The following is a 15515-nucleotide window of genomic DNA, read 5'->3' on the forward strand; positions in this document are numbered from 1 at the left end:
CCCTACTTCAGCACGATGTTCTGTTTTCGTGCCAGAAACTCCAGCTTACTGATGAGGTTTTCAATGACCTGATCCCAGAGGAATTGCTCAGCCGTGCGGAAGCCTGCGCAGCGGATGCGCTCCTGCTCTTCGGGATGGCGGCCCAGATGGAGCAGATAGCCGACGATCTCATCGGGATCATCGGTCTCGGTCACAATAGCGTTCTCGAAGGAGATGGCGTAGTCCTCGCCGGTACAGCCGGTAACGGCGATGCCGCGGGCGGCCATGACCTCCAGAGCTACCAGGCCGAAAGGCTCGTGACCGCTGTTGGCGAGGGTAGCGTCGGCGGCGTGGTAGATGCTGCGCACGAACTCCTCGGGCAGGAAGAAACGGAGGTTGTAGATGTCGGCGGGGCCGGCATTGGCAACCGCCTCGATGCACTGCTCCAGTGTAGGGCGCTGGGCAATGACATCGCGAATGACCAGCCCGCGATGATAGGCATGACTGAGCACCTCGGCCCCATGCGGCTCGATGCCGCCACGGACAAAGAGGGTCACGGGGTGGCCACTGTGCTTGAGACGGGCCACGGCCTCAATGGCCATCATCCAGCGCTTGTCAGGGTCGAAGCGCCCGATCTTGAACAGGAAAAGGCGCCGTGGATCACCCTGGCGGGCGATCTCTCGCAGACGAGTGGCGATGGCCGGATCGACTGGAGTCAGGTGGCGGGCTGGGATGCCGTTGGGAATCACCAGCGGGTTAACGCCTAGCTCCCACATCTTGTGCTTCATATACTTGCTGACCGTGCAGAGGGTGGTCACATAGCTCAGGCGGCCCCAGTTAATACGGTGCAGCGACATCAGACTGTTGAGGTTCCAGAGCATCAGGACGCGCTGGCGGATGCCAAACCAGTGGAGCAGGTCGGAGATGCGACACATCACCTCGGCAGTATGCCAGTCTTCGCCCATGATCACCACCAGCTTCCCCTCTTCGACTGCCGGGCGCGCGATTTCCTCGTAGATGTGCTGGGGAACGCTCTCATTATAGTCGTAGAGCTTCTGCTCCTCACCGTCATAAACGCCGTTGGGATAATATTTGCTGACCCACTGCGACCAGCGCTTCAGGATCAAGCGACCGTCGACACGGCGCTCCACCGGGGGCTTGTAGGGGTCGCCGATAAAGATGAGATGGGTGGTGTAGCCCTGGGTGGCCAGAGCCTCGCTCAGCTCGGTGACCCGTGTGCCCAGGCCGCCGGCGGTCGAATAGACGTCTGGCCCCTCAAAGCATAGCAGCACAAAGAGTGTGTTCTCTGGCGAGATAGCTCCCTCTAGTTCAATCATAGCTGGTCTGTCCTTATTGTATTCTGTTCTAGTGAGAAGAAGGACTGGACTGGATTGCGCCTTTGGCTTCCCGTCACCTTGCTGAGAGGCTGGCGTGCTGGCCGGCCAGGGCGATATGGGCAGGGCCGACCGCAGGCGGCAGGCGCAGCAAAGACCAGCGCGGTCAATCAATCGGTCGGTCGGTCGCCTGACGACTGGTGCCACTGGTGCTGCTGCAGCGATAGGTGTTGCTCTCAGTTCCTCTCTACGCTAAGCGGCCAGCTCCGTTGGCCAGCCGACCTGTGGGCGGTGAGCAGCGCAGCGACTGCCACTGCTGCCGGCCAGGAAACGAGCACGGGAAGCCCGTGACCTTCCATTGCGATCCCGTGCGTGGTCGGGCGCGATAAGCGGCTTTGCACCGGTACGCCTGGCGCATGTGCACGGCGTGGAGAGACGTGCGCATCCGCTGGCGTGCATCTCCTATGAATCGTCTATGAGTGGGATGACTGCGGCTGTGTGTCGGCGACACTCCTTCCTTGGGCTGTCGTTGCTGATCCGTCAGAGGGAGAGGCGAGGCTCTCCTCGGGTTGCACCACTGTCTACCCTGGCTGTGGGCCGCTGGGAAGAGACGGCGTCTTTGCTCACGCTTGCCTTGCGTCTGGCCTAGAAGCGGGCAGTGCTGGAAACATCGCCTCTGCTCATGTCTAGTATACCATCTCCTCTGCAATAGCAATCGGACAATCCTCTCGCGGCCTGAGCCCTCTCCCCTTGACGCTGGCAACGGCTAGAAAAGAACAGCTTTGGCTCTGGCCTGGTGCCGACGTCCTTTGTATATAGAGGCATAGCTCAATCAGCTCTGAATTGTGCTTCACTTATGATGAAAGACCATTTGTGCTTTTCTTGGAGGAAGTCTACACAGAAGAGCGGACATCCGTCTGTACGTCTTTCTGAGGGGCGATAAACGAGGAGTCGTCACGGCTTAGGAGAGCGAAGGAATGATGTGTGTGAAAGAAAGCCCTGATGAGAGTGAACTTGAGCCTGGGACGCGGCTGGGCAACTATGTCCTGATTCGTCGGCTTGGCGAAGGGGGGATGGCGCGCGTTTATCTGGCGCGTCAGATCTACATCGAGCGTCTGGTTGCCATCAAAGTGTTGCGTCTGCGGGCCTCGGCCCACGAGGCTGAAGAGCTACGGCGGGAGGCCAGCCTGCTGGCCCGCTTGCCGGCGCATCCCCACATTATCCAGGTTTACGAATTTGGCTTTGCTGGTCCGGTGCCCTATCTGGTGATGGAGTATGCCCCCTATGGAAGCATGCGCAGCTACTGTGGAGGGGGGGTCTGTCTCCTGCCGGGCGAGGCCTGTCGCTATCTGCGGCAGGCGGCGGCGGCCCTGCAGACCGTGCATCATTATGGGCTGGTGCATCAGGATGTCAAACCTGACAACCTGCTGCTGGTTAAGCCGAACCATCTCCTGCTGAGCGACTTTGGCATCGCGGCCTCCTTGCGCCTGGCGCGTCTGAGGGCGACCCACACGCTGGTGGGCACCGCGGCCTACATGGCTCCTGAGCAGTTTGAAGGGCGGCCCAGCATAGCCAGCGACCAGTATGCCCTGGCGGTAGTCCTCTACGAGTGGCTGTGCGGGACGCCGCCCCTGGTCGGCTCATTTCTCGAGTTACAGCAGCTTCACCAGCGCCGGGTGACGCTGCCCTCGCCGCGGGAGCATGTGCCCACGCTGCCGCCGGCCATTGAGCCGGTGCTGGCGCGGGCCCTGGCGCACGAGCCGCACCGGCGCTATCCCAGCATCTGGGACTTTGCCAGGGCCTGTGAGTGGGCCTTGCTGGAGAGAAGAAAACGCCTGTGACGACCGCGCGCGCAGGGGTGGGGCTGTGCCTGGCCTGGAAACGGAAACAGCTCGCCAGCCAGAGCCAGGCTGGGCCGCGTGGGTCCAGTCGGTTCCGGCTGGTCCACCAGGGAAGGAGAAAGCCAGGCGCGAGCGCCGGGGCGGCTTTTTAGCTGTGGATGTGGGCGAAGAGGTCGTTTTCGCCTGGCAAATCGGGGCCGACGCGCGTAGCGGCAAGCTGATAGCACTCGTACCCTCGCCAGCGCCTCTGGATCTCCTGGGGGATGCGGGCCATGACGCCCACGGTTCCCAGCTGTGTCCGGTGGCAGGCCCAGGCGCGATCTTTCAGATCCAGCACCGGGGCCACATCGAGAGCGACGCTGATCTGCTCATCGGGAATGCCGAGCTGATCGAGGTCGCTGCCGCGTAGAGCGGTTCCCTCCAGGGAAAGATCTTGTTCTTTGAGCCATTCGGCCAGGGCCTGGATGCCGCTCCGTGGAAAGCCGGTGTAGTAGAGCTTCGAGACGGCGTGCGCCGGTCCGTGCTCGGGATATTGGGCCTCATCGGCGGCGGCGTAGAAGGCGCCGGTGGTGTAGCGATAGATGGCGATATGGTCGGGATGGCCGTAGCCACCGGTTTCGTCGAAGGTCACCATGACCTAGGGGCGGAAGGCGCGAATAATGGCGACCAGCTTGCCGATGACGTCGGCAGGAGGGGCCTGGATAAAGGCCCGCGGGTCGTTGTTATCGGGCGTGCCTGCCATCCCTGAGTCGCGGTAGTCAAGAAACCAGAGGTGCCCTATGCCCAGGACGTCGGCGGCGGCGCGCAGCTCTTGTTCGCGCACCTGGCCGAGGTTCTCGGGCGTGGCTAGAACAGGATCGGCAATTTCTCCGACTTCGCCCCGCGTGGCACAGACCAGGCCGGTCTCAACCCCTGCCTGACCGTAAAGGATGAAGGCCCCGCTCATGCTGCCTTCATCGTCGGGGTGGGCGAAGACGCCCAGCAGTCGCCGTGTTGCCATGTCTCTCTATCCCCTTTGTACGAGCTAGCTGCGTGGAACCGGCTCTACTCTAGCACCGCCGTCGCCCGCTGTCAATTGCAGCCACCGGGCCGCTGGCTGGTCGGCTGCAATGCTTTTCGCCTATCCCTAAAGGTTAGAGGAGGAGATTGCAATAATACTCTATCTTTTCGGAGAAAAATGTGGTACACTGAACGGGGTAGGGTCGGCGGCTTATGGCCGCCTGGTGCCCAGTCCAGCGGTGGCAGGGAAGCGCAGACCGCGAGGCGGCAGGTCGTGGCCAGCCTGCTGGCTTGCTTGCTCGTTGGCTGGCTGGCTGGCTGACTGGCTCGTCTGGTAGGCTGGCCCGCTCATTCCTCTTGCGTGCTGCCTACGTTAGCTACCTGCCTGCTTTTTAAGGCGAGCTGACTTTGTGCAAGGAGAGAGATTGATGACGCGAACGTTGCTTGATAAAGAGCTACAGGAGCTGGATCAGCAGATCAATCAGCTTGGCGCGATGGTTGATGAGGCGCTCAAGAACGCGCTTGAGGCTTTACGCAGTGGCGACCAGGCGCGCTCGGGCATGGTCATAGAGGCGGATGCACGTGTCGATAGCCTGCGCGCAGCTATCGAGGAGCATACGATTCGGCTGCTGACCCTCCAGCAGCCGCTGGCGGGTATGGACCTGCGCTATCTGACAGCGGCTCTTTCGATCGCCGGTGATCTGGAGCGCATTGGCGATGGAGCGGCGGGCATTGCCACAATCATTCTGCGTATGATGCCGCTGCGGGCTGAGGCGGTCTCGCAGGTGGAGGTTGATAGCCGTCTGGCCGATGAGGGGGCAGGCAACGGTCCAGCCTCGGCTCAAGTGGCAGGGCGGCAGGAGCATCATCGCGTCAGCGAGGCCTCGATTATGCAGGGGATTCTTGACCTGGGGCAGGAGGCGCGGCGCGTGCTGCAGGGCACGATGCAGGCCTTTGCCCAGCGCGATGCGGCGGCGGCCCGCCATCTCTGGCAGGAGGATGATGTGGTCGATGTGCGCTATCACCTGGTGCGCCATGATCTGATGGCTATGCTGGCGGGGGCTCAGGCAATTCCCGCTCTGCAGAGCGATCCGCGTATCCTGCAGCGCGCGACGTACTTGCTCTGGATCGCCCACAAGCTGGAGCGCGTTGCTGATCACTGCACCAATATCTGTGAGCGCATTGTCTTTATTGTCGAAGGCGAGGCGGCTATCGCTGAACGCGAGCAGGAGTGAGCCAGCAGACCGATTGCCGTTGGCGGGAACGACGAGACCGGGCAGGCTCCGACAGGGCCTGCTCGTTGCACGTCTCGGACAACTGTGCTACACTGGAACTCATCCATCTATCCATTCATCCTTTCACTCATGCACTCACTGGCCTGCCTGCCTGGCCTCCTGTGGGATGGGCCGCGGGGGACCACTGCCGGCATGCAGGTGCAGGAATATCGGCGAAAGAGGTACATTATGCTGGATGAGGTTCTGGAGCATAATCGACGCTTTGTGGCCGAGCACCAGCTGGCGTCGCTGAGCCATTTGCCCCAGCGACGGACGGCGGTGGTTACCTGTATGGACTGCCGCCTGGTGGGCTTGCTGGAGCAGGCCCTGGGGTTGGAGCGCGGTGATGTTGTTGAATTACGCACGGCGGGGGCGACGGTGGCCGTTCCTGGGCGTGAGGGGGAGGGGGTCAACAGCGATTTGATTCGCTCGTTGGCGGGAGCTATCTATTTGCTGGGCGTGCGTGAGGTGCTCGTCATCGGCCATACCAACTGTGGCCTGGCCCATGTCGATCCGGCGGCGTTGACTGGCTCGATGCAAGCGCTGGGGGTGGAGCCGCAGGGTCTGATCGAGCGCTATGGTCTGGGTGATCAGGCGGGTCTGGTGCGCTGGCTGGGAGCCTTCTCTCAGCTAGAGGAGAATGTGCGCGAGGTGGTGCAGTTTATTCGCAACAGTCCTTTCCTGCCCAGATTGCCGGTCCACGGCCTGGTGATCGATGTGGTCAGCGGCAGGTTGGAGCTGGTTGATCGCGACACCCGTCCGGGGCTTGCTGGCTAAGGGGAGAGAGCGCGCTGGAGTGGCTGGGCCCTGAGAAGGTCAGGGCGTTCCACTCCAGGCTCAGGCATGGCTTCGCGACTGATGCGTCAGGCATAGTGGAGTGGATGGGCCGGGAGGGGTGCGGCTGTGGTCTGTACGTCAGCGCGAAAATCTGCTATAGTGGGAGACACCTCCAGGTTGATAGTCAGGTAGCGTTTCTAGCTTTTGTGACCAGGATGGCAGAAGCGTTGAAAGACAGAGATGCTTCGCCGGAACCAGGCGCTCAAGAGAAAGTTCAGCCGGGTTATCTTGGCCCGACGCCTCCGCCCAGTCGCCCGCCGGCCAAAGGGCAGCGTCTCTATGTAGAGCGACCGGAGCAATTGCTCGATGCTGTCGAAGTCTTGCGCACGGCCCGCATTATCGGAGTCGATGCTGAGTTTGTCCAGGGCCGCTCGCGGCTCCTGGGCGAGAATGGTCCGTCTCATCGCCTGGCTCTGCTGCAGTTAGCGATCGATGGTCAGTGCTTCGTGATTGATGCCTGGCGCCTCGCTGATCTCTCTCCTCTGGCCGTGGTCACTGAGAATGCGGAGATCAGTATTCTCTTGCATGGGGCGGGGGCCGATCTGCACGTGATGGCCGAGCGCGGTCTGAATGTGGCGCACTACTTTGATTTGGAGGCCGCGAGTCGCTCGATCTTCGGCCAGAACGAGTCGTCGCTGGCGGCGATGCTGCAGCGGGCCTTTGGCATCCATCTTGATAAGAGTCTGCAGCGTACCGATTGGGCGCGGCGCCCGTTGCCGCCGGCGATGGTTGCTTATGCGGCGCGGGATGCTGAGATGACGCTGGCCCTCTACTATTGGCTGGATGAGCACTATCACGATATTCTGGTGCTCCATGAGTACGTCGGCGAGCTGGAGCCGGTCGCTGACTGGATTGAGCCGTTTCTGCGCGGGTCGTCGTCGCTGCCCGCCGAGTTGGCGGTGGCCGAGGCGCGCGCGAAGGGGCTGTTGAGCGACGAGCAGATCTATGCCGATTGCCGTGCAGCCCTGGCGAGCCTGCGCCATCCCATGCGCCGCAGTCGGCTTCTGCGCCTGATCGCCGATCTCTCGCTGAGCGGCCTGGCGCCCGAGCTGGAAGCCTTGCTCAAGGCGCCAACCTCCGATGAACGTGCCGCCGCGGCGCGCGCGTTGGGCCGCCTGGGCCACCAGAGCAGCCGCGAGGCGATCCGCTCCCTCTTGCAGGACCCTGTCTACGATGTGCGCAAGGCTGCGCAGTCTGCCCTGCGTACCCTCAATGCTTCTCCTCGTCCGCTGACCGCCCAGCCGACGCGCCTCACCGATGGGTCCCGCAGTTGGACGATCGGCGAGGAGAGCGACGATGCTGCCGACGATAGCGATTGGAAGGCCCGCCTCCGCTCACTTATGGATGAGTGAGTGGCTGGCGCTCGCCTCGATAGCTGGCGCTGTTGTTATCGGTCTCGATGAGCCGGACCTCGTAGAGCAGGCCCGGCGGGAGGGCAACCTCCAGCCGCTCCCAGAATTTGATGACCAGGTTCTCTGTGGTGGGAATGCTCTCGCGTAGCCAGGGCACGTCGTAGTTGAGGTGGCGATGATCGACCTGGTCGACAATTTCGCGATGCATGATCTCACGCAGCTCCGCCAGGTTCATGAGCATGCCCGTGCGGGGATCTGGCTCCCCACACAGTGTGACTTCCAGCGTGTAGTTGTGCCCATGCCCGTTGGGATTGGCGCATTTGCCGTAAAGTTCCCAGTTTTCGCGCTCGCTGAGGGCCTCGCTCCAGAGTCGATGCGAGGCGCTGAAGCTGGCGCGGCGCGTTAAGTAGACCGTTGCCATAGTCCCGTCTTGTCTCCCGTCTTGTCCACTCACTGGCTGACTGCGGCTGCTGGCAGATGGCGCCCAGACGAACGGCTCTCTGTCTGTCTGTCTGCCTGCCTGCCTGCTCGTGCCTTGTCGCTTGTTCTCCTCGCCTCGGCTGACTGACTGCTCCTCTTGGCTCGCTAGGCGTTGCTGTAGATCTCCAGGTTGGTGCCGCTGAGCCTGCGCCCGCTGTCGTCGGCCAGGAAGAGCAGGATCTCGGCCATGTCCTCTGCGCTCATGCCGGGCTTGAGATGGGGTGCGGCCTGGCGCAGCATGTCGGTGTCGACGGCTCCTGGACTGACGGCGCAGACGCGGATGTTGTGGGCTTTGCCTTCAAGGGCCAGGATTTCGGTCAGGCTGGCGACCCCTGCTTTGGAGACGTTGTAGGCGCTCAGACCCGGGAATTTTTCGACACCCTTGACTCCCGAGAGCGATGAGAGGTTGATGATGACGCCCTGGCCCTGCTCGGCCATCAGGCGGAAGGCGGCCCGACAACAGAGGAAGGTACCGCGCAGGTTGACGGCCAGCACACGGTCCCAGGTGGCCGTATCCATTTCGCGGAAGGGACACAGGGCGACGATGCCGGCGCTGTTGATGAGGATGTCGACGCGCCCGTAGTGAGCGCGGGCCTGCTGAAAGAGGCGCTCGACATCTTCTTCGCGGGCAACGTCCCCGGCAATGGCGAGGACCCGGCTCCGGCCCCCCTGGCGCTCGATGCGGGTGCGCGTCTCGTCGAGATGCTCTGGTGTGCGGCTGAAGAGGACGAGATTGGCCCCTTCGCGCGCGAAGCGCTCGGCGGTGGCGCGCCCGATGCCTCGGCCAGCTCCGGTGATGACGGCGACTCGATCTTTGATGCTCATGTTCGGAATTATAGCAAACGCAGACAGGCTTTTTCATGCTCTCCTGTTGTGACGCTGCCGGTTCGGAGAGAGCTGGGGGCCGCGCCGCCAGAAAGGGGGATTTGACAGCGACCAGGCTTGTGGCGCACAATGCTCCTGATGAGGGCGAGCGCGCCGGGAGGAAGGGCTGGGGCTGGCTGGGCGCGACGGGGTGGGTAGCACTGGTTGCTGTTGTCAAGCTTGCTCTCGTTTTGTTTGGAGGAGGGAGGCGAAGGTAGCGACGAAGACGATGCGACTGGCGCTGATTACTCCCTGGGTGGTGGTGCCGCCGATGATCGGCGGGCTGCAGATCCGCTTTTATCAGTTGCAGTGCCTGCTGGCGCACCTGGCTGGCGCGCAGGGGCTGGCCGTGTGGGACCTGCGCGAGGGCGGCCCGGTCTCGCTGGAGGAGCCGCCACTCTCCGATCCACGGCGCCCCGAGCTGGCGGCTTTTGGGCCGCCACATGGTATGCGCGCCCTGGGGCTGCGCCTGCGCCATCTGTGGCCAGGCTATGTGGCTCCCTCGCTGGCGAGCCAGCGCCGGCGCCTGCTGGACTGGCTGGCGCAGCAGCAGGCGACCCATGTGGTGCTGGTTCATCCTTACGCCAGCGAGCTGGCGCCGGTGCTGAAGCGACGTGGGCTGCATGTCTTTATCGATTGCCATAATGTTGAAAGCGAGCTGGCGCTACAGCTGGCTGAGCTGGCCGGCTCGCCGCGCGAGGCGGAGGAGGCACGCCTGCGCCACCTGGTCTTTCGTCGACGTGAGCGGCGCTGCTTTCCTGCTGCTGATGAGGTCTGGCTGCCGTCGGAGGAGGATGTCCACCGCCAACGGCAGGTTTGTGGTTCCGGTGCAGGGCTGCGGCTGCGCGTCGTGCCAAACGCCCTCGACCTGCGCCAGTATGAGCCGCCGCCGATGCCAGAGGCTGCCGGGGCCGACGTTGCAGTGGAGGAGAGCCTGGATATTGTCTATCCGGCGGAATTTGGCTATGGTCCCAATGTGGAGGCGGCGGCTTTGCTGAGTGAGCGTATTCTGCCTGCCGTGCGTCGTCACTGTCCGCGGGCGCGCCTGGTGTTGGTTGGGCGCGATCGCTATGGGCTGGTGGCCTGTCTGCGCCGTGAGCCGGAGGTTGTCGTCACTGATACCGTCCCGGATGTGCGCCCCTATCTGGCGCGGGCGGCGGTTGTGCCGGTGCCGCTGCGGCATGGTTCCGGCACCCGCTACAAGATCCTGGAGGCCCTGGCGCTCGCGCGCGCTGTGGTCACGACGCCACGCGGGGCCGAAGGTCTGGCTCTGCGCGATGGTGAGCATGTGCTGATACGTGAGCTAGAGGACTTTGGCGAGGCGATTGTGACCCTGCTGCGCGATCGGCGGCTGGCGTGCCAGCTTGGGCGTAACGGGCGGCTCCTGGTCGAAGAGCGCTATTCCTGGGAGGCCCTTGCTCCACTGCTGCGCGCGGCCCTGGAGGGAAGGGGGGAGACGTCGGGGCAAAGCGGTGCTTGTTGAAATGACTTGGCATCTGTTATAATGCACCAAGTGTACTCTCCGGAGCATCAGGCGGAGACCGAGGCGCCGAGGCAGTGGTGGCCAGGCTGGGCTAAGCTGGGCTGAACCGGGCTGATGGACGGACGGACAGACGGACAGACGGACGGACGTGGCCAGGTATGACGAGAGGAGAGGACAGGTGGCGAGGAGGCAAGTCCCATTCGAGGGGGAACTATGACGACGAATACCAGACTCTTGCAGGGGTCGCTGAGAGATTTCGGGCTGGTTGAAATTCTGCAGATGATGGAGCTGGGGTCGGCGACGGGTGCCTTGCACTTGAAGCACGAGCAGGGGCGGGTCGGTATTCTCTATTTCAGCGATGGCAAGATCGCCAACTGCTCTGAGCTTGATCCGTGCGCGCTGACCCTGGGCGATGTGCTTCAGCAATTGGGCATGGCCACCTACCACGAGGTGGAGTGGGCCTTTAATCAGCAGCTTCAGGACGCTTTCGGGCGCCGCATCGGCGAGCGCCTGATTGCTATGCGCGTCATTAATGAGCAGCAGCTCTACGAGGCTCTGCGTACGAAGGCACTATGGACGGCGCGCGAGTTGGCTCTCTGGCGCGAAGGCACCTATGAGTTCATCACCAGTCCGAAGAAGCAGGCCTTTCTGCCCTATGGAGAGCAGCCGCTCGATCTGGAGATTGTGCGCGTGACGATGGAGATGGTGCGCTACTCTGATGAGTGGGAGCAGCTCAAGCTGTATCTGCCCAATGGAATGCGCACTATTCTGCAACTGGTGCCGACGATTCCTTACCCGCTTAGCTTCAATGGGCGGGTGATCGAGGTGCTGCAGCGGGTGACGATCCACCGCTGGGTCCGCAAGATCGCCACCGGCCTGCGCCGGCCCGAGCTGGAAGTGGCGCGCGATCTGGCGACGCTCGTTCAGCAGCGGCTGATTGTCCCGCTGGCGGAGGAGCCGCATCCCCCTTCGCGCGGCGCTCGCACGGTTCGCTTGCCTGGTCCTGCTGAGCGGATGCGCATGGAGAGCTTCGAGCTGCTGAATCTGATCAGCCGCATGGAGCAGGATTGGTATAAGCGCAAGAATCCGGTGGAGCAGTTGCCGGCCCTGGTGCACTATATTAACTGGACGATGGAGGCCCTGGCCGAGACCTGCCGCGCCAATGGCACCGAGCTCGATCCCAATACGCTGGAGGCCCTGCTGACACGCGAGCACCTGCGCTATATGGGCAACTACAAGTTCATTATCCAAAACAATCGCATCGAAGTGGAGAATTTCACGGCCCTCTGCCATGAGGTGCTCCACGGCGATCTGCAGCGCTCCAAGGAGTTCTACGAGGAAGCGCTCTCGGTGCTTTCGCGTATCCTGCGCGTGATCTTTGAGACCATTAACTCGCGGGTGGCCTCGCTCTATGAGCGGCTGGAGAATCAAGAAGTTTGGGAAGCCTTCTTCTCGCTCTTTGAGCCTCCCCAGAACTGAGCCTGAACCTGCCTGGTCAGGCCAGGCGGCCAGGAAGGAAAGCGGCCTGACGCCTGACCTGAGAGGGCAGCGGCGCTGCGCTGCATATGAGGTGCGCCTCATCGCGTCGGTTCGAACCGCAGCCGGGCGGGCGATCCTCGGGAGCCGCGGGCCGCTGCCCGAGATGAGATGTGCTGGACGCCGGTCAGGGCAGGCTATTCATAGACAACGGCGACGGTCTTGACCTCGCTGTAGTCGGCGACGGCGTTGGGGCCCAGCTCGCGGTGGCCATTGCCGCTGGCCTTCATTCCTCCGAAGGGCATATGGATCTCCGAGCGCGTGGTTGGCGCGTTGACGTAGATCAGCCCAGACTGGATGTCGCGCATGGCGCGGAAAGTGTAGTGAGTGCTGCGGGTGAAGATGGCCGTTGAGAGGCCATAGATGGTGCTGTTGGCGATGCTAACGGCTTCTTCGTAGGAGGCCACCGGGATGATGGAGACGAAGGGACCAAAGATTTCCTCACGGGCGATGCGCATCTCGGGCTGGACTTCGCCGAAGATGGTCGGCTGGTAAAAGGCGCCGTCGCTGTATTCTCCCTCGCGCAGTGGATTGCCCCCATATAGGAGCCGGGCCCCTTCGTGCTTGCCCAGCTCGGTGTACTCGTGCACGGCCTGCACGCGCCCCCGGTTGACGAGCGGTCCCATGTCGACGTCTTCGCGCAGGCCATCGCCGATGCGCAGGTCGGCGGCAGCCTCGATGAGGCGCTCGCTAAACTCGGAGACAACGGCGCGGTGCACGATGACGCGGCTGGTGGCTGTGCAGCGCTGGCCGGTGGTGCCAAAGGCCCCCAGGGCCACGCTGGCGACGGCGCGCGGCAGGTCGGCGTCCTCCAGCACGATGACGGCGTTCTTGCCGCCCAGCTCCAGCGCGCAGCGGCGCAGGTCGCGCCCGCACAGCTCGGCGACGCGCCGTCCGACCTCGGTCGAGCCGGTCAGCGAGATCATATTGACGTCGGGATGGCTGGCCAGGGCCTCGCCCAGGGTGCCACCAGGCCCGGTGACAACGTTCAAGAGACCATCGGGCAGGCCGGCCTCCTGCAAGACCTGGGCCAGTTTGAGGGCCAGCAAGGGGGTGTCGCTGGCGGGCTTCAAAACTACGGCATTGCCGGCCTGCAGGGCGGGAAAGGTCTTCCAGGCCGGGATGGCCAGGGGGAAGTTCCAGGGGGTGATCAGCCCGACGACGCCGAGTGGCTGGCGCACGGTCAGGTAGAGCTTGCCGCGCTGAACCGAAGGGACGGTCTCGCCTTCGGCACGCCAGCCGTCGCTGGCAATATAACGGGCGACGTCAATAGCCGTCTGGACTTCGCCCCGCGCCTCGTTCAGGATCTTGCCCATCTCGCGCGTCATGAGAATCGCCAGCTCTTCCTGGCGCGTCTCCAGGATCTGGGCCGCGCGCAGCAGGATCGCGGCCCGCTGCGGCGCCGGTGTGGCCGCCCAGGCGGGTTGTGCCTGGCGCGCGGCGCGCACGGCCTCATCAAGGTCGGCGACGCTCGATTGCTGGTAGTAGCCAATGATTTCGGAGCAATGGGCCGGGTTGGTGCTGACGAAGGTGGCCCCGCTCGCCGAGGGGCGCCACTGGCCGCCGATGAAGTTATAGAAGACCGGCGGCTCGCTGCGCGCCGGAAGGTCTGTCTGGACGTGTGGCTGTGTCATAGAAAAGGTCACTCCTCGCTGAGAATCGTCACATTCACGTCATTCTGTGGGAACAGCGCGGGATCGGCTTCGATCAGCGGCTGCTGGCTGCTGGCTGGCCTGGCCGCTGGCAGCCGATCCTCATTATAGCATACCAGTACCTGTGCTCCTGATCTGCTGAGTCAGGTTGATCTGCTCACACCTTGACTCAGGCTGTTCGTCTGACCTACATGCTCTACGTGTGACTCGTCTGCATAGTCAGGTGCCTACCTGGAAGTTTTCTCAGCCTTCTTCCCCGACCTTCTGACGGTGCGCTCCGTCCGACGGAAGACTATACTGTTCCGTGGGTGACAAGACCCGTGGGAGCGTACCATGCCCCCTGCCCGGAGCCTGTTGCATTGTGGAACCCGGCAGGCCCCGGTGTCTGGCGGGCAGGCCATACTCTCTGACAGAAGCGTGCGAGGCGTCAGACTGGCCTGCCCGGCGCCAGGGAAGTCATCGGACGTGGCTTCAAGGGTTCCGGCACGGTCCGACTGCCACGGGTCGCACACCTGCCCCTGTCCTTTGTTGAACAGAGGTGCCAGACAGAGGGCAAAGCCTCATTGACCCCGCGCCCGTTGCGCCTGGCCTGGTCTCTTCTCAGCCTGTCCGGGCTGCGGTCCAGCGAGCGAGCTGAAAGGAGTAAGTAAGCGTTATGTCACAGCAGTGGGCCTATAAGGTCGCTTATATTGATACCCGTGGACGCATCTCCTGCGAAGGCCTGGAGACGCTGATCGGCAACGAGCGACGCAGTGCCTTCGTGCGCCGCTATCTGAGCAGCCTGGGCCGCGAAGGCTGGGAGCTGGTAGGTATTCAGCCCCTGACCTCAACCTCGGCCTACTATGTCTTCAAGCGTCCAGCTCAGGAAGGTGACTACAGCGAGTCGGCGCCAGCCGCGGAGCAGCCGCGCGCCGAGCCAAGCAGCGGCGGCCCAGCTATCGAGACGGCCTAAGCTCTCCTGCCGTCCTTACCGCCCTCGATGTGGGTGCACGCACAGGACAAAGCGCGACCCGGCTTCCTCTCCCGACCGCTTGCTCTGGTCTGCCAGAGCGGTGGCGGCAAGAGAAAGCTGGGCCGCGCTCTCTTTGGTCTGTTCCTGCGACTGGTATGCCAGTGATCAGAATCCGGCTCCGGCTGTCGCTGGCCAGCCTGCAAGGCTGAGGCCGCCAGCGCTCGACTCAGGTCTGCTCTCAGACCTGCCCGGCAGAAGCCTGCGAGGCACCGGCTCCTTCCTCATCTTGCAAGGTCCGCACGATGCTCAGGGCTTCCTCAACATGCTTCTCAGGGTTGAACTGCGATGAGAAGATGTGGCGTACCACACCACGCTTGTCGATAATATAGGTCACGCGCCCAGGCAGCAGGCCGAGCGTTGTCGGTACCCCATAGCGCTTGCGCACAGCAGCCCCCCGGTCGCTTAGCAGGATGAAAGGGAGTCGATGCTGATTGGCAAACTGCTCATGCGACTCGGTCGAGTCCGAGCTAATGCCGATGACTTCAGCCCCCGCCTGCTTGAAGACCACATAGTTATCGCGGAAGCAAACCGCCTCTGTGGTACAGCCAGGCGTATTGTCCTTGGGATAGAAGTAGAGGACAACCACCGACTTACCGATGAAGTCGTGAAGGCTGGCCGGACGACCTGTCTGATCGGGCAGCGTGAAGTCTGGGGCCAGGTCACCGACCTGCACTTTGCCTCGCTGCTCCGCGGTGTTAGATCCGCTCATGCATGTATTTCCTTTCATTCCCTTTTGTAGAAGAGCGACCGTCTGCCGAGGCGCGGGAGGGTCAATGTGGCCTCGACCCGCTCACCCGGTCGGTCCCTCCTCCGAACTATGCAATGGTACGCTTCCACGGGTTTCGCCGCCCACGAAACAGTATAGTCTTGCG

Annotated in this window: 14 protein-coding genes; 7 read left to right on the forward strand and 7 right to left on the reverse strand. The window is 63.0% G+C overall.

Annotated features, from left to right (window positions below; all coding sequences use genetic code 11):
• Window positions 1–2 precede the first annotated feature (2 nt).
• The gene (locus BGC09_RS15335; protein ID WP_069804912.1) at window positions 3–1316 is read right to left on the reverse strand and encodes a glycosyltransferase family 4 protein; all 1314 of its coding nucleotides are present in this window, start codon (window positions 1314–1316) and stop codon (window positions 3–5) included.
• Between the two features lie 983 nt (window positions 1317–2299).
• On the opposite strand from BGC09_RS15335, the gene BGC09_RS15340 reads away from it, so the two are divergent.
• Window positions 2300–3154, forward strand: a complete 855-nt coding sequence (locus BGC09_RS15340; protein ID WP_176728941.1) for a serine/threonine-protein kinase — start codon at window positions 2300–2302, stop codon at window positions 3152–3154.
• A gap of 148 nt (window positions 3155–3302) precedes the next feature.
• On the opposite strand, the gene BGC09_RS15345 is transcribed toward BGC09_RS15340, so the two are convergent.
• A complete protein-coding gene (locus tag BGC09_RS15345) occupies window positions 3303–3788 on the reverse strand; it encodes a PIG-L family deacetylase (protein ID WP_069804916.1) in 486 nt (161 codons plus the stop codon).
• A gap of 3 nt (window positions 3789–3791) precedes the next feature.
• Window positions 3792–4154 carry a PIG-L deacetylase family protein gene (locus BGC09_RS15350; RefSeq protein WP_069804918.1) on the reverse strand — a complete coding sequence of 121 codons (363 nt, stop codon included), beginning with the start codon at window positions 4152–4154 and terminating at the stop codon, window positions 3792–3794.
• A gap of 427 nt (window positions 4155–4581) precedes the next feature.
• On the opposite strand from BGC09_RS15350, the gene BGC09_RS15355 reads away from it, so the two are divergent.
• From BGC09_RS15355 to BGC09_RS15365, 3 genes are all read left to right on the forward strand, one after another.
• Window positions 4582–5388, forward strand: coding sequence for a phosphate signaling complex PhoU family protein (locus tag BGC09_RS15355; RefSeq protein ID WP_069804921.1), 807 nt, complete (start codon window positions 4582–4584; stop codon window positions 5386–5388).
• Window positions 5389–5616: 228 nt separating this feature from the next.
• Window positions 5617–6204 carry a beta-class carbonic anhydrase gene (locus BGC09_RS15360; RefSeq protein WP_069804923.1) on the forward strand — a complete coding sequence of 196 codons (588 nt, stop codon included), beginning with the start codon at window positions 5617–5619 and terminating at the stop codon, window positions 6202–6204.
• Between the two features lie 227 nt (window positions 6205–6431).
• A complete protein-coding gene (locus BGC09_RS15365; protein ID WP_069804924.1) occupies window positions 6432–7616 on the forward strand; it encodes a HEAT repeat domain-containing protein in 1185 nt (394 codons plus the stop codon).
• On the opposite strand, the gene BGC09_RS15370 is transcribed toward BGC09_RS15365, so the two are convergent.
• Together BGC09_RS15370 and BGC09_RS15375 are read right to left on the reverse strand one after the other, a co-directional pair.
• Window positions 7603–8037, reverse strand: a complete 435-nt coding sequence (locus tag BGC09_RS15370; protein WP_069804926.1) for a 6-carboxytetrahydropterin synthase — start codon at window positions 8035–8037, stop codon at window positions 7603–7605. The genes BGC09_RS15365 and BGC09_RS15370 overlap by 14 nt on opposite strands.
• Before the next feature lie 164 nt (window positions 8038–8201).
• Window positions 8202–8921 (reverse strand): SDR family NAD(P)-dependent oxidoreductase, encoded by a 720-nt coding sequence (locus BGC09_RS15375; RefSeq protein ID WP_069804928.1) that lies wholly within the window; start codon window positions 8919–8921, stop codon window positions 8202–8204.
• Window positions 8922–9189: 268 nt separating this feature from the next.
• Between BGC09_RS15375 and BGC09_RS15380 the strand changes: the two genes are divergently transcribed.
• Together BGC09_RS15380 and BGC09_RS15385 are read left to right on the forward strand one after the other, a co-directional pair.
• A complete protein-coding gene (locus BGC09_RS15380; RefSeq protein WP_069804931.1) occupies window positions 9190–10443 on the forward strand; it encodes a glycosyltransferase family 4 protein in 1254 nt (417 codons plus the stop codon).
• A 213-nt stretch (window positions 10444–10656) separates the two neighbouring features.
• Window positions 10657–11922, forward strand: coding sequence for a DUF4388 domain-containing protein (locus BGC09_RS15385; RefSeq protein WP_069804933.1), 1266 nt, complete (start codon window positions 10657–10659; stop codon window positions 11920–11922).
• Between the two features lie 194 nt (window positions 11923–12116).
• Here BGC09_RS15385 and BGC09_RS15390 read toward each other — a convergent pair whose 3' ends face one another.
• A complete protein-coding gene (locus BGC09_RS15390) occupies window positions 12117–13613 on the reverse strand; it encodes an aldehyde dehydrogenase family protein (protein WP_069804935.1) in 1497 nt (498 codons plus the stop codon).
• A 673-nt stretch (window positions 13614–14286) separates the two neighbouring features.
• On the opposite strand from BGC09_RS15390, the gene BGC09_RS15395 reads away from it, so the two are divergent.
• On the forward strand, window positions 14287–14583 hold the full coding sequence (locus tag BGC09_RS15395) for a DUF4177 domain-containing protein (protein ID WP_069804937.1): 297 nt from the start codon (window positions 14287–14289) through the stop codon (window positions 14581–14583).
• Between the two features lie 238 nt (window positions 14584–14821).
• On the opposite strand, the gene BGC09_RS15400 is transcribed toward BGC09_RS15395, so the two are convergent.
• Window positions 14822–15352 (reverse strand): peroxiredoxin, encoded by a 531-nt coding sequence (locus tag BGC09_RS15400; RefSeq protein ID WP_069804939.1) that lies wholly within the window; start codon window positions 15350–15352, stop codon window positions 14822–14824.
• Window positions 15353–15515 lie beyond the last annotated feature (163 nt).

The organism is Thermogemmatispora onikobensis, assembly GCF_001748285.1.
Classification (GTDB): Bacteria; Chloroflexota; Ktedonobacteria; order Ktedonobacterales; family Ktedonobacteraceae; genus Thermogemmatispora; species Thermogemmatispora onikobensis.

Bases quoted from the DNA above. Each gene is read 5' to 3' on its own strand.
- BGC09_RS15335 (WP_069804912.1), bottom strand. From the start codon at position 1,316: ATGATTGAACTAGAGGGAGCTATCTCGCCAGAGAACACACTCTTTGTG.
- BGC09_RS15345 (WP_069804916.1), bottom strand. From the start codon at position 3,788: ATGGTGACCTTCGACGAAACCGGTGGCTACGGCCATCCCGACCATATC.
- BGC09_RS15350 (WP_069804918.1), bottom strand. From the start codon at position 4,154: ATGGCAACACGGCGACTGCTGGGCGTCTTCGCCCACCCCGACGATGAA.
- BGC09_RS15355 (WP_069804921.1), top strand. From the start codon at position 4,582: ATGACGCGAACGTTGCTTGATAAAGAGCTACAGGAGCTGGATCAGCAG.
- BGC09_RS15360 (WP_069804923.1), top strand. From the start codon at position 5,617: ATGCTGGATGAGGTTCTGGAGCATAATCGACGCTTTGTGGCCGAGCAC.
- BGC09_RS15370 (WP_069804926.1), bottom strand. From the start codon at position 8,037: ATGGCAACGGTCTACTTAACGCGCCGCGCCAGCTTCAGCGCCTCGCAT.
- BGC09_RS15375 (WP_069804928.1), bottom strand. From the start codon at position 8,921: ATGAGCATCAAAGATCGAGTCGCCGTCATCACCGGAGCTGGCCGAGGC.
- BGC09_RS15380 (WP_069804931.1), top strand. From the start codon at position 9,190: ATGCGACTGGCGCTGATTACTCCCTGGGTGGTGGTGCCGCCGATGATC.
- BGC09_RS15385 (WP_069804933.1), top strand. From the start codon at position 10,657: ATGACGACGAATACCAGACTCTTGCAGGGGTCGCTGAGAGATTTCGGG.
- BGC09_RS15390 (WP_069804935.1), bottom strand. From the start codon at position 13,613: ATGACACAGCCACACGTCCAGACAGACCTTCCGGCGCGCAGCGAGCCG.
- BGC09_RS15395 (WP_069804937.1), top strand. From the start codon at position 14,287: ATGTCACAGCAGTGGGCCTATAAGGTCGCTTATATTGATACCCGTGGA.
- BGC09_RS15400 (WP_069804939.1), bottom strand. From the start codon at position 15,352: ATGAGCGGATCTAACACCGCGGAGCAGCGAGGCAAAGTGCAGGTCGGT.